The sequence below is a fragment of the Thermosporothrix hazakensis genome (assembly GCF_003253565.1).
GTDB classification, from domain to species: Bacteria; Chloroflexota; Ktedonobacteria; order Ktedonobacterales; family Ktedonobacteraceae; genus Thermosporothrix; species Thermosporothrix hazakensis.
On sequence record NZ_QKUF01000018.1, the window covers coordinates 1 to 12,665 of the forward strand.

General features: G+C 55.5%; 12 protein-coding genes. 10 read left to right on the plus strand and 2 right to left on the minus strand.

Annotation, left to right across the window (positions count from 1 at the left end):
- Positions 1-158 precede the first annotated feature (158 nt).
- From lysW to EI42_RS20790, 10 genes are all read left to right on the plus strand, one after another.
- On the plus strand, positions 159-326 hold the full coding sequence (gene lysW / locus EI42_RS20740) for a lysine biosynthesis protein LysW (RefSeq protein WP_111324553.1): 168 nt from the start codon (positions 159-161) through the stop codon (positions 324-326).
- A 36-nt stretch (positions 327-362) separates the two neighbouring features.
- Complete coding sequence (lysX, locus tag EI42_RS20745; RefSeq protein ID WP_111324554.1) at positions 363-1,226, plus strand: lysine biosynthesis protein LysX; 864 nt, start codon at positions 363-365, stop codon at positions 1,224-1,226.
- Positions 1,223-2,290: an N-acetyl-gamma-glutamyl-phosphate reductase gene (gene argC, locus EI42_RS20750; RefSeq protein ID WP_111324555.1), complete on the plus strand. Its 1,068-nt coding sequence runs from the start codon at positions 1,223-1,225 to the stop codon at positions 2,288-2,290. Before lysX ends, argC begins: the two co-directional genes overlap by 4 nt.
- A gap of 15 nt (positions 2,291-2,305) precedes the next feature.
- A complete protein-coding gene (locus tag EI42_RS20755) occupies positions 2,306-3,136 on the plus strand; it encodes a [LysW]-aminoadipate kinase (protein WP_111324556.1) in 831 nt (276 codons plus the stop codon).
- Positions 3,133-5,436 (plus strand): [LysW]-lysine hydrolase, encoded by a 2,304-nt coding sequence (locus EI42_RS33400; RefSeq protein ID WP_111324557.1) that lies wholly within the window; start codon positions 3,133-3,135, stop codon positions 5,434-5,436. The genes EI42_RS20755 and EI42_RS33400 overlap by 4 nt, the downstream gene beginning before the upstream one ends.
- Positions 5,433-6,581, plus strand: coding sequence for a LeuA family protein (locus tag EI42_RS20765; protein WP_111324558.1), 1,149 nt, complete (start codon positions 5,433-5,435; stop codon positions 6,579-6,581). Before EI42_RS33400 ends, EI42_RS20765 begins: the two co-directional genes overlap by 4 nt.
- Positions 6,569-7,846 carry a 3-isopropylmalate dehydratase large subunit gene (locus EI42_RS20770; RefSeq protein ID WP_111324559.1) on the plus strand — a complete coding sequence of 426 codons (1,278 nt, stop codon included), beginning with the start codon at positions 6,569-6,571 and terminating at the stop codon, positions 7,844-7,846. The genes EI42_RS20765 and EI42_RS20770 overlap by 13 nt, the downstream gene beginning before the upstream one ends.
- Positions 7,843-8,331 (plus strand): 3-isopropylmalate dehydratase small subunit, encoded by a 489-nt coding sequence (locus EI42_RS20775; protein WP_111324560.1) that lies wholly within the window; start codon positions 7,843-7,845, stop codon positions 8,329-8,331. Before EI42_RS20770 ends, EI42_RS20775 begins: the two co-directional genes overlap by 4 nt.
- Positions 8,328-9,407: an isocitrate/isopropylmalate family dehydrogenase gene (locus tag EI42_RS20780; protein ID WP_111324561.1), complete on the plus strand. Its 1,080-nt coding sequence runs from the start codon at positions 8,328-8,330 to the stop codon at positions 9,405-9,407. The genes EI42_RS20775 and EI42_RS20780 overlap by 4 nt, the downstream gene beginning before the upstream one ends.
- Before the next feature lie 692 nt (positions 9,408-10,099).
- On the plus strand, positions 10,100-11,044 hold the full coding sequence (locus EI42_RS20790; protein ID WP_211326283.1) for an MBL fold metallo-hydrolase: 945 nt from the start codon (positions 10,100-10,102) through the stop codon (positions 11,042-11,044).
- On the opposite strand, the gene EI42_RS20795 is transcribed toward EI42_RS20790, so the two are convergent.
- Both EI42_RS20795 and EI42_RS20800 read right to left on the minus strand, forming a co-directional pair.
- Complete coding sequence (locus EI42_RS20795; RefSeq protein ID WP_111324564.1) at positions 11,041-11,523, minus strand: hypothetical protein; 483 nt, start codon at positions 11,521-11,523, stop codon at positions 11,041-11,043. The two genes, EI42_RS20790 and EI42_RS20795, sit on opposite strands and share 4 nt — an antisense overlap.
- Positions 11,439-12,515, minus strand: a complete 1,077-nt coding sequence (locus EI42_RS20800) for a serine/threonine-protein kinase (RefSeq protein WP_111324565.1) — start codon at positions 12,513-12,515, stop codon at positions 11,439-11,441. The genes EI42_RS20795 and EI42_RS20800 overlap by 85 nt, the downstream gene beginning before the upstream one ends.
- Positions 12,516-12,665 lie beyond the last annotated feature (150 nt).

Below are 12,665 nucleotides of genomic sequence, written 5' to 3' on the forward strand. Positions count from 1 at the left end.
CACAGAGGTTGTTGCCGAGAGGCAACAGCGAAAGAAGGTGGTACCACGGGGAGCCGTTTACTGAAAGAAAGTAATCGCTCTTCGTCCTTCCTTGAGGAAGGATGAAGGGCGTTTTTATTTGCTCTTGCACAAGGTTTTGATTTGAAGGAGGACTCACTATCATGGCACAATGCCCGGAATGCGCAGCAGATATCACACTGGAAAGCAATGCAATGGTTGGCGAGATTATCTATTGCCCCGATTGCAATGCAGAACTTGAGATTTTGAATGTTGAGCAACCCGAAGTAGGTCTTGCACCCCAGGTTGAGGAAGACTGGGGGGAGTAAGAGGCGCAGAGACGCCTTTCGGAAGGAGTGGTAACGATGCGGCTGGCGATTGTGACATCTCGTATCCGTGTAGAAGAAAAGTTGCTGATTGAAGCGCTGCGCAAGCGCTCGATTGACTTTGAGATTATCGATGATGGAGCGCTGTTGCTGGACCTGGCCCGACCTGATGAGCGGCTTCGCGCTTTTGATGCCGTCTTTTGTCGGAGTGTCAGCCAATCACGCGGGCTGGCTGTGGCCCATGTACTGGAAAGTTGGGGTATCCCCGTCTTTAATAGCGCTGCTGTCACAACGACTTGCAATGATAAATTGCTAACGACCTTAGCTCTTCTACGTGCCGGAGTGCCGACGCCTCGAACAATGCTCGCCTTCGAGGCAGAGACCGCACTACAGGGAATCGAGACGATCGGTTATCCTGTTGTGTTAAAGCCCGTGACAGGTTCATGGGGGCGTTTGCTCGCTCGGGTAAATGATCGAGATGCGGCGGAAGCGGTGCTTGAACATCAGGAGACCCTCGGCGGGTATCAGCACCACATTCGCTACATGCAAGAACATGTCGCCAAGCCACAACGTGACATTCGGGCCTTCGTGGTAGGTGAGCGCACGATCTGCGCGATTTACCGTAACAGTGAGCACTGGGTAACGAACACGGCCCGTGGCGCTGTCACCACCAATTGTCCGGTAACACCAGAACTCGACGCGCTCTGTATGCAGGCAGCGCAGGCCGTTGGTGGTGGGATTCTGGCCGTTGACCTCTTTGAAGACCAGGAGCGTGGTTTGCTGGTCAACGAGATTAATGCCACGATGGAGTTTCGGAATAGCATCGTTCCGACCGGTGTCAACATTCCTGACGAAATTATTGATTATATCTTCGCTCGTGTCCGTGGGGAGGTACTTCGATGAGTCGCATTCGAGCCGCAATTGTTGGTGGATCGGGTTATACTGGCGGCGAACTGGCCCGCCTCCTGCTCTTCCATCCAGAGGTAGAGATCACACAGGTAGCTTCGGGAAGCCGAGCAGGTCAGTTTCTGCACAGCGTTCATCCCAACCTGCGTAAGCTGACCGGGATTCGCTTCTGCCGCCCCGAAGACCTGATGCCGTGTGATGTTCTGTTTCTTTGTCTGCCACATGGCGCTTCTGCTGGCATGATGGAGCATTACAGAACGCTGGCTCCTCGGGTGATCGATCTCTCTGCGGATTTCCGGCTTCGCTCGTCAACCCTCTACCAGCGCTGGTATGGCGGGGAGCATCCGGCGACGCATTTGCTTGGAGAGGCCGTCTATGGCTTACCCGAATTGCATCGCGCTGAGCTGTCTGAGGCAACGCTGGTGAGCGGAACCGGCTGTATGGCAACAGCTTCTATTCTGGGGCTGGCTCCCTTGTATCGGGCGGGGCTGGTCAATGAGCAGATGCCACTGGTTGTAGAAGCAAAGATCGGCTCCTCGGCAGCGGGAGCGGCCCCCGGAGCCAGCAGCCACCACCCGGATCGAAGCGGAGCGGTTCGTTCATTTCAGCCGACAGGCCATCGCCATAGCGCCGAGCTGATCCAGGAGCTAGGTGTGCTGCGCGGACAGCCAGACGGTCTGACCCAGTCGGTGGCCTTCTCAGCGACGGCCGTTGAACTGGTGCGCGGTATTCTGGTCACGGCCCATGTATTTCTGAATGAGCAGATTGATGAGAAGGTGCTGTGGCGTGTCTACCGTGAAGCCTATGGCCGCGAACCGTTCATCCGCATTGTAAAGGAGCGGAGCGGCGTCTACCGCTATCCAGAGCCGAAGATTCTGGCCGGAAGTAATTTCTGTGATATTGGTTTTGAACTGGATGCGGCACAGCGTCGGGTTGTGGTGATGGCCGCGCTGGATAACCTGATGAAGGGCGCAGCAGGCAATGCTGTACAGGCAATGAATTGTATGTTTGGTCTGGATGAGACGGCGGGGCTTTTGTTTCCCGGCCTGCATCCCGTGTAGGAAAGGAGGAGCACAGTGACGCTCGTTGTGAAGATTGGCGGCGCGGCAGGTGTCGCAACCGAAAACTACATTCGTGAGATCGCGCAACTGGTCGCGGAGGGTGAGCGCGTGGTCCTTCTGCATGGAGGCTCTGACCTGACCAATATGCTGTCACAGCAACTTGGTCATGAGGTGCGTACGATTACCACACCGGGAGGCATGACCAGCCGCTATACCGATAGCGAGACCCTGCGCATCTTTTCGATGGCTGTTGCCGGTCAGATCAATACGGATCTGGTGGCGGCCCTACAGCGGCAGGGAGTCAACGCGCTTGGACTGGCCGGCGTCGATGGGAGGCTGTTAGTGGCGCGGCGCAAGAGCGCGGTTCGCTCGCTCCGCCCTGATGGACGTGTGCAGATCATTCGCGATGACTACACGGGACAGATTGAACAGGTGAATGCCACATTGCTGCGTACCCTGCTGGATGCGGGCTACGTTCCGGTGATTGCGCCGCTGGCTTTGAGCTATGAGGGGGAACGTCTGAATGTTGATGGCGACAGAGCGGCGGCGGCGGTCGCGGGGGCTCTGGAAGCGGATGCACTGGCGATTATGACCAATGTTCCCGGGCTGTTGGAGAATCCTGAGGATCACGCGTCGTTGATCCGTTCTATTCCGGCTGATCGGTTGGATGCATATATGCAATACGCTCGTGGGCGGATGCGTAAGAAATTGTTGGGCGCTCAGGAGGCCTTGCAGCGCGGGGTCAACCGGGTTTGTATTGGCAACGATTCGTTACGTGCGCTGTTGCTTGGAGCGGGAACCATGATTGAAAACATACATGTCGCAGTAGGAGGAACACAGCTATGACACCAAATATCGAGATAATTGAGCGTGAGAGTCGGTTTACCAGCGGCGTGTATGGGAAACGTCAGGTTGCGATTGTGCGCGGCAGTGGTGCATTGCTCTGGGACGCAGACGGACGCGAGTATATCGACTGTGCTTCGGGTATGGGCGTTGCCAGCATCGGACATGGTCGTAGTGAGATCGCTGCTGCGCTGGCTGCACAGGCGCAACGGGTGATCACCTGCCCGGAGATCTTTTATAATGATGTCCGTGCACAATTGCTTGAACGGCTGGCCCGGATTACTCCGGCTGGATTGGAGCGCTTTTTCCTCTGCAATAGTGGAACCGAGGCCGTCGAAGGAGCCTTCAAATTCGCGCGTCTGGCAACCGGACGTACTGGTTTTGTGGCGGCCCTGCGCGGCTTTCACGGACGCACAATGGGAGCGCTGGCTGCAACCTGGGAGCGCCACTACCGTGAGCCATTTGCGCCATTGATGCCGGGAGTTACACATGTGCGGTATAACGATCTTGGGGCGATGGATCGTGCGATTACCGAGGAGACGGCAGCCGTTATTCTTGAGCTGGTGCAGGGTGAGGGAGGCGTACATATCGCGACACCTGAATATGTCGCCGGTGTTGCGCGTTTGTGCCGCGAGCGTGGTGCACTGCTGATCGTCGATGAAATTCAGACCGGGTTCGGGCGAACGGGACGGCTCTTTGCCTGTGAGCACTACGACCTTCAGCCGGATATCCTGTGTCTGGCGAAAGCGCTTGGCGGTGGTGTGCCAATGGGCGTTATTGCACTTGGAACGCGCGTGATCGAGAGTGGACGTATTGGCAAGGGCGTTCATGGAAGCACCTTCGGGGGGAATCCTCTTGCCTGTGCCGCTGCTCTCACAACACTGGACATTCTCGAACGTGAACACTTGCCGCAACATGCCGAGCAGCTTGGTGCTCATGCTGTTGACCGCCTGAGCTCTCTGCGCTCTCCGCTTATTCGTCAGGTGCGAGGGCGTGGTCTGCTGATCGGAATCGAGTTGACGCGCAAAGCTCAGCCCTATCTGGAGATGCTCTGTGAGCGAGGCATCCTTGCGCTGCCTGCGGGCCCGAACGTCATCCGCCTCTTGCCTCCTCTGGTTATCGAGGAAGCGCAATTGAACCATGTGATCGATGTGCTGGCCGAGGTGCTTGGTGCTACGACAGAGCCGGTACAGCCGGCAGAACAGCCTGTCTCCGAAGCGCCGGAAGTGGCATTGCTACAACAGATGTTGATGATCCCCAGTCTTTCCCGGCAAGAAGGACGTCTGGCGCATTTCCTGGCAGAGCAGGCACGAGTGATGGGATTACATGCCTCGGTTGATGAAGCTGGAAACTTCGTCGCCTGTACCCATGCTGAACCTGGTGAGATCCAGCCTGTAGTGCTGCTCGGGCATATGGACACAGTACCGGGCAATATCCCAGTACGGCTTGAAGATGGGGTTCTCTATGGCCGAGGTGCTGTTGATGCGAAGGGACCACTGGCGGCGTTTGTAGTTGCGACTGCGAGAGCGCATCAGCGTGGTGAGCTCTCCCGCCCGGTCGTGGTCATTGGAGCGGTTGAGGAAGAGGCCGCGACGTCTCGAGGCGCGCGAGCAGTGGTACAGCGCTATCAGCCTGCCGCCTGCATTATTGGTGAGCCAAGCGGTAGCGCAGCAGTAACGATCGGGTATAAGGGGCGTCTCCTGCTGGATTGCTGTGTAGAGTGTGATCTGAGCCATAGTGCTGGACCACAGAGCAGCAGCAGTGAGCGGGCGGCCGCTTTCTGGGAGCGAGTTCGACAGCATGCCGAAGCCTGGAACGCCGAGCACGCTGGAGCTTCTGCCTTTGCCGCGCTGATGCCCTCATTGCGCAGTATCAGCAGCGAGAGTGATGGCCTGATCGATCGCACCCGCTTTATGATCGGGTACCGTTTACCGCCCGAATTTGACATCACAGGCTTGAGACGCCAACTGGTGCAATGGGCCTGCGAGGCCGATATTCACCTGAGCTTCTCGGGAGAGGAAGCTGCCTTCCGCAGCACGCGCACTACACCCCTTGCACGAGCCTTTATTGCTGCGCTACGAGCTACCGGACAAGCACCGTCGTTTAAATACAAAACCGGCACGTCAGATATGAATGTTGTGGGCCCGGTCTGGGGACAGAACATTGTCGCATATGGGCCCGGGGACTCTCGGCTCGATCATACACCACAGGAGCATATTCGCATTGCAGAGTATCAGCATGCTATCAGGGTACTTGAGCTGGTCTTACAAGAGATCGCAGGGGGAAGGGAAGCAGAGAGATGAGAACGCTACATGTACTGGATACGACATTGAGAGAGGGTGAGCAATTAACCGGCGCCTATTTTACGCTGGAGCAACGGGTGCAGATTGCTCGCCTGCTGGATGCGGTCGGAGTTTCATTTATCGAAGTGCCTTCACCAATTGCGTCGGCGGAGACACGCCGAGCTGTGCAGGAGATTTGTGGACTCCAACTTCGGGCGCGGGTTGTTGCGCATGTGCGTTGCGCTGAGGCCGATGTACAGGCCGCCTTAGAGACCGGTGTTGATGGGCTAAATCTCTTCTATGGCACCTCACCGGAACTGCGCTCGTTCAGTCACGGGAAGCGTATCGAGCAGATTATCTCGGATGCTGTGCCGTTGATCCGTCAGATCCGAGCAGCGGGGCGTTACGTGCGCTTCTCTGCCGAGGATGCGTTTCGCAGCGATCTGGTGGATCTGCTCACTACCTTTGACGCGGTTGTGGAGGCGGGCGCACAGCGGATTGGTCTCCCTGATACCGTCGGTGTGGCCACGCCGCGCCAGGTGGAAAGTCTGGTGCGTCTCTGTGCGGAACGCTATCCGGGCGTCGGGATCGAGTTTCATGGCCATAACGATACGGGCTGTGCGGTGGCAAACACGGTTGCCGCCTTTGAAGGGGGCGCTGACTGCCTCGATGTGACGGTGCTGGGAATCGGCGAGCGCAACGGGATTGCCTCGCTCAGCGGGCTGATTGCTCAGTTGTATATCCATTATCCTGAGCGGCTGGCAACCTATGATCTGACCCGTCTGCCGGAAGTGGATCGCTATGTTGCGGAGTGCCTGCATCTCTCGATCCCGTTCAACAATCCGATTACAGCGCCCGGGGCCTTTACTCATCGGGCTGGAATTCATACAAAGGCCGTCTTACGTAATCCGCGTGCCTATGAGATTTTGGACCCGCAGGATTTTGGCCTTGCCCGCAACGTGGAAGTCGGGTCTCGTTACACCGGGCGCTATGCAGTCGGGCATCGCGCTGCGGCTCTGGGCATTGAATTGAACGCCGATGAAATTGTGCACTTGACGCAGGCGCTGAAAGAGCGGGCGGATACAGGTGCAATGAGTCAAGATGAAGTCGATACATTTATTCTCAACTGGTATCAAGAGAAAGGAAATCTCGTATGGGAACGCTAGCCGAAGAGATTTTTAGCTATAAGCTCGGGCGCCCTGTAACGCAGGGTGAGACTGTGGTTGTTGAAGTCGATCATGTAATGAGCCATGACACTACATCGCCGCTTGCCATTCAGGCTTTTCGCAAGCTGACTGAGAATGGCCGGGTGTTTAACGCTCAGCGCGCGCATATTGTGTTTGACCATATCATTCCGGCTGCAACGGTCGCAGCAGCTACCTTACAACGGGATGTACGCTCGTTTGCTCGTGAACAGCAAATCGAGGTCCTGCAAGAGGGCATCTGTCATCAGGTGATGCCGGAAAAGGGCTTTGTAACCCCCGGTTCGGTAATTGTGGGCGCTGATAGTCATACCTGCACCTACGGAGCGCTTGGAGCGTTTGCGACAGGGATGGGGTCTACTGACATCGGTGTGGCCTACGCGACGGGACGAACGTGGTTCCGGGTTCCTTCTACCATCAACATTCATCTGACCGGTGAACTCCCGTTCGGTGTATACGCGAAAGATGTCACATTAGAGATGGTGCGCCGTGTTGGCGTCGATGGCGCGAACTATCGTGCTGTTGAGTATACCGGTGATCTGGTGCGTCGCTTCTCAATCAGTGAGCGCTTTACCTTCTGTAATATGGCGATCGAGATGGGTGGAAAGGCCGGCCTGGTTGCCCCGGATGAGAAGACTGTGGAATGGCTGCGCGGACGTACTGATAAAGAGTACCCGATGCTTGCACCCCACAATCCGCAGTATGAGCGTGTTGTTGAGATCGATGCTTCGACGCTGTCTCCGTTGATTGCCTGCCCGCCTGATGTGAATAACGTGGTTCCGGTTCAGGAAGTCGAGCATATCAAAATTGATCAGGTCTTCCTGGGGACCTGCACCAATGGCCGCCTCGACGATCTCGCGATCGCCGCCAGCATCCTGCGTGGCAAGCGGATCCATCCTGATATTCGTATGGTGGTCATCCCGGCCTCTCGTGAGATCTATCTTGAGGCGATGCGCCTCGGCTATCTTGAGACATTTGTTCAGGCAGGTGCTTCGGTTGGCACGCCGGGCTGCGGTCCCTGTATCGGGCGTCACTATGGTGTGCTTGGCCCCGGAGAGCGTGCCCTGACCACGATGAATCGAAACTTTACCGGACGCATGGGTGACCCGACCGCTGAAATTTATCTGGGGAGCCCGGCAACCGTTGCCGCGACCGCTCTGACCGGACATATCACCGATCCCCGCGAATTTCTGGCTGGTGCAGTACGAGAAAGGAACGAACAGGAATGAGCCGTATCTGGAAGCTTGGAGACAATATCAATACTGATGTGATTATTCCCGGACGCTACAACGTCACGACTGATCGAACACAATTGGCGAAACACTGCCTCTGTGAGATCTTGCCTCAATTCGCGCAGGAGGTACAGCCGGGTGATGTCGTGATGGCAGGACACAACTTCGGCTGCGGCTCATCTCGCGAACATGCTCCGGCTGCTATTCAGGCGAACGGGGTAAAGGTGGTAATCGCACGAAGCTTTGCCCGTATCTTCTATCGCAATGCTGTAAATATTGGTCTGCCGGTACTGGTATGTGAGGAGGCCGTGCTTGCCAGCGACGACGGACAGGAAATAGATGTCGATCTGGAGACTGGTCAGATCCGTAATCTGACAACGGGACAGGTATTCCAGGCGCAGCCGCTTGACCCCTTTGTCGCACGAATTGTTGAGGCCGGTGGAATCATCAATTACATTAAAAGGGAAGGCACCCTGCGATGAAGCCTGTGACTGTTTGTGTGATTCCGGGTGATGATGCCGCGCCTGAAGTGGTGCGTCCGACGGTTGAGGTGTTGCGGGCACTGGCCCCTGATATTCGCTTTGTGGAAGCGATCAGCGGGCGTGAGGCCCAGGCGCTGCATGGTGATCCGTTCCCGGCCCAGACCCGTGAGGCCATTGATGCGGCTGACTGCACGCTCTTTGGCGCGAGTGGTGGCCCGAGTCGCCCTGTCCTCTGGTATTTGCGTTGGGGCAAGCAGACCGCCGTCAATATTCGTCCGGTGCGCTGGTATCCCGGCTATCAGAGCCCGATGGCGCATCCAGAACGCATTGATTATGTGATTGTGCGCGAAAATCTGGAAGGGATGTATCCACCACGTGAAGGGGCGCTTTCCGAATTGTCTGCCCTTGCCAGTAGTTCAAGCTGGTGGCAGCCACCGGTAGAGGGACAGCAGGGAACCTATGCCGTGCGTGTTTGCACTGATGAGCAGTCACAGCGGGTCGCTGATGCTGCCTGCCAGCTCGCCCTCAAGCGGAAAGAGGCTGGTTATCCCGGACGGGTTACGCTCGGCGCAAAGTACTCGATCCTGCCGAAAACGGATGGCCGTTTCCGTGAGATTGTGCGGGAGACAGTGGCGCGGTATCCCGAGTTACAGTATCAGGAGTTTCTGGTTGATGATCTGGCACGCCGTCTGATTGCGGTGCCGGAGACGCTGGACGTTGTCGTGCTGAACAACGAACATGGCGACATTCTGGCAGATGCGGCAAGCGGTACAATCGGCGGACTGGGGCTGGCTCCCAGTGCCTGTTATGGTGATTCCTATGCCTACTTTGAACCGGTCCACGGGTCTGCGCCTGATCTGGCTGGAAAGAATGTGATCAATCCCACGGCAATGCTGCTTTCAGGCGCAATGTTGCTTGAGCGGTATGGCTATGCTCGGCAGGCAGAAGTGCTCCGAGCGGCGCTGGCGCAGATCTATCAGGAGGGCCGAGTGTTGACCGTCGATCAAGGAGGATCTGCCAGTACCACAGATTTTGTGGAAGCCGTTCAACTGGCGCTTGCACAACTCACTGTTTAGCTTTTCCTTGTATCGGGAGGGACGGTGTCGCGTTTCAGACGTGGCACCGTCTTTTTTTATAAGATATTGACCGGAGACGCGAAAAACACGATAATGAGAAAGCGACTTGACGGGTATGCTGTCCTTTACATGTGGGAGCAGAAATACCTCTGTCACGAAATTGACAATTTTGCGTTCTCTTTTATAGAGAGTTATAGAGAGCGGATCTAAAAGCGGGGAATTCACAGGAAGTCCGCGGCTTTCAAGCCGGGGAGGAATGGGTCTGTTGCAACGGAGGTAGAAGCGTGTCAAAGAGAGAGCAGCAGAGGCTTCCTCTCAAAAATGACACTTTCTTCAAAATTCTTGACACGCTTTTTCTCGGATAGTACCATCAATTACGTGCAGCAAGATCCAGTCGCGCATTGAACTGATACACGCATCGAACGGAGAACGCTTCTGCCCGGCAGGACCGGACGAGAACGGGGTACGTGTCACTTGTCCCTGATGTGTCGAACAAGGAAGCCAATGCAGAACGCCTGCAACGGTGCTCTGAGTGGCAGTGGAGTTCAGACACAAGCCTCCTGCTTTCGCGGGAGGTGATTGACGTTTGCTGAAAGCTGATTTCGGCGGCTGATGCGTGGAAGCGCAGCCTTCAGTGAGTGAGCACGCTATGAGAAACGCTGCAAAAGAGAGAGATGGGGGGTGGAGGGTTTATGTCTAAAGAGGATGATACAATGTTGGCGAAACGTGGCTTTGTGCCTGTTGTCGGGCTGATAGATGATGATCGAGTGCGTGTTTTTCGCTCATCTTTCAGCAAGGATGGAGAGACGGAGAATCTCTTTGTCTATGGTTTTGTATTGTTGACCGAGCGCTATGTGGTGATATGTGATACCTTGCTTGGTCCTGAGGACATGGAAACGGAGCTTGAGCAGGTGCGCGAGTATTTGCGCGGACGACGCCTGTTGATTATCAACAGCCATGCGGACTGGGATCACACCTGGGGCAATGGTTATTTTCGTGGTACTTTCCTTGCCCCGGTTATCGCTCACGAGCGCTGTCGGGAGCGTATGCTTTCTGCCGAAGCTCAGGAGGCTTTGCGGGAATATCAGCAGCAGTTTGCTTGTTTCCATAACGTAGAGCTTGTCCCGCCGACGCTGACATTTTCCGATCGTATGACGATCAACTGTGACGATATGACGCTGGAACTGTTCCACGCGCCGGGACATCAGCCCGATCATATCGCGGTCTGGATTCCAGAGATACGCCTGCTGCTGGCCTTTGATGCCGTGGAAGATCCGTTCCCTTCGCTGGCGGATGCCGAGAGTGTACCTGTGATGTTTGCCACGCTAGAACGTTTACAGGCTTTGCAGCCCGCTCATATGCTCTGCTGTCATGGCGAGAAGAATGATCCGGCACTGATTACGCGCAATCTCGCCTATTTTCAGGAGTTGGAGCGACGCTGTCAACAGGTTTTGGCACAACAGCAAGTTGATGAACAGACTCTGGAAGATGCGGTCCGCTCCGTTCACTTTCCTTATGAAGAGGCGATTGCTGGCGGGAGTGAACAGATATCGCATGGCTATTACAACGAGGCTCATACGCGAAACATTCGCTTGATGGTACAGTATTTGATGGGGCAGAAGAAGCAAACGGATTAAGCTGCGATCTCGGCGCGAGCAATGAGATGCTGCTGTATAGCGAGAATCTCCCATTGGTCGCGGGCATTGCACTGAAGCGTTCCAGTCCAGATGTAGACCGCGCGATATGTCCGTCCATTTGTGAGCACTTCAGTGGCCGTCAGTGTAATTTCAATAGTAACTTGCCTCGGTGACTGGTAGCTTGTGTTGTTGATCTCATAATGTTGGTCGCGGGTGGAGGTAAAGCCGCGTATGAAATCGTCCAGCGGGTGATCTTTCTGATAGACAGGGCTGAGACAGTGATAGGCAGCCTGATAGTTGTGTTGCTGAAGACTGTCAAAGTATGTAGCGATGACGGCGTGCGCGGGGTGAGATGTTGTCTTTGCTGAGACGGCAGCGATAAGCGAGAGGAAGGCTATACCACTACACAGACCGAGGAGCAGGAGTAGCCAGAGAAGGAGAAAGCCTGTATGTCGTCTTTTGCGACGACGGGGCGGCATAGGGGGGCCGGCTCTGTGGAGCGCGGAGCAGATCGCCTCTTCTGATCTGGAGGTTTTCGCGATGTGTTCTGTAGCGCGGAGGAAACGGGCTTCCGGTGTGCAGGCTTATAATGATACAGCGAACGATACACTGTGTATTGATCGTCAGGGGCCACAAAAAGAGCTTGCAAGTCCTGTGCCAGATGTCGTGCTGATTGATAGCGCCTGTGTGGCTGATATGCGGTTGCCTTCCAGATAATCATGTCAATGGCGGCGGGGAGCTCTGGTCGCTGTTGTGAGAGCGAAAGCAGTGGTTGTGGGTTTACCGCCTGAAATGGAGGATGCTGCTTGCGGGGAATCTGTCCACCTAGCAGCTCATAGAGCAGGATGCCTAGCGCATAGATGTCGACGGTATGATCGATGTCACGTGTCATGAACATTTCAGGGGCCATGTAGGCGGGTGTTCCCAGAACGATATTGCTGCTGGTCAGAGTTGGCTGCTCTCCCCAGAGTGAGGAGCTTTGCAGGCTAGCAATGCCAAAGTCAGCCAGAACCAGCGTATCAGGAGTGAGGAGAAGCAAGTTCCCGGGCTTCAGATCGCGATGGATAACATCCCTCTGGTGCGCGTAGTCGAGCGCCGAGCAGGCTGCAAGGATATAGCGGATGGCGCGATAGAATGGAGGGGGACCGGAACGCGCAAGCATATCTTCCAAGCTACCTTCTCGCGCATAGGGCATAACCAGATATGGATAGGGTTGCGTCCCATAACTGTAGATCGGAATAATATGACGGTGTGAGAGGCGTGAAATGATGTGCACCTCTCGCCAGAAACGGGCGTGGAAGATCTCATAGCTTTCCCAGGTGGAGCGGGGATACAGAACCTTCACTGCAACAAAGCGATTTGGATGTTGTTGTCTGCCGAGATACACGGTACTCGTGCCACCCTGACCAAGAATACGAGTCAAACGACAGTTTCCTAGCGTTGTATTAAGTAGTTCGTGGCTATCCAGCATAGTGATATCCTCTCTGTTGAGGAGCGATTCTTCCTTTAAATGTGAAACGTGCGAGAATAAAGCTTTCCTGTTTCGATCAGTGTTCTATCACTGTTTCTATCAATATAGACGTATGAAAAGCGATATTCTCTAAAAACTGAAGTGATACCT

Coding starts and splice junctions, on each gene's coding strand:
- lysX (WP_111324554.1), top strand. CDS start 363: ATGCGGCTGGCGATTGTGACATCTCGTATCCGTGTAGAAGAAAAGTTG.
- argC (WP_111324555.1), top strand. CDS start 1,223: ATGAGTCGCATTCGAGCCGCAATTGTTGGTGGATCGGGTTATACTGGC.
- EI42_RS33400 (WP_111324557.1), top strand. CDS start 3,133: ATGACACCAAATATCGAGATAATTGAGCGTGAGAGTCGGTTTACCAGC.
- EI42_RS20765 (WP_111324558.1), top strand. CDS start 5,433: ATGAGAACGCTACATGTACTGGATACGACATTGAGAGAGGGTGAGCAA.
- EI42_RS20770 (WP_111324559.1), top strand. CDS start 6,569: ATGGGAACGCTAGCCGAAGAGATTTTTAGCTATAAGCTCGGGCGCCCT.
- EI42_RS20775 (WP_111324560.1), top strand. CDS start 7,843: ATGAGCCGTATCTGGAAGCTTGGAGACAATATCAATACTGATGTGATT.
- EI42_RS20780 (WP_111324561.1), top strand. CDS start 8,328: ATGAAGCCTGTGACTGTTTGTGTGATTCCGGGTGATGATGCCGCGCCT.
- EI42_RS20790 (WP_211326283.1), top strand. CDS start 10,100: ATGTCTAAAGAGGATGATACAATGTTGGCGAAACGTGGCTTTGTGCCT.
- EI42_RS20795 (WP_111324564.1), bottom strand. CDS start 11,523: ATGCCGCCCCGTCGTCGCAAAAGACGACATACAGGCTTTCTCCTTCTC.
- EI42_RS20800 (WP_111324565.1), bottom strand. CDS start 12,515: ATGCTGGATAGCCACGAACTACTTAATACAACGCTAGGAAACTGTCGT.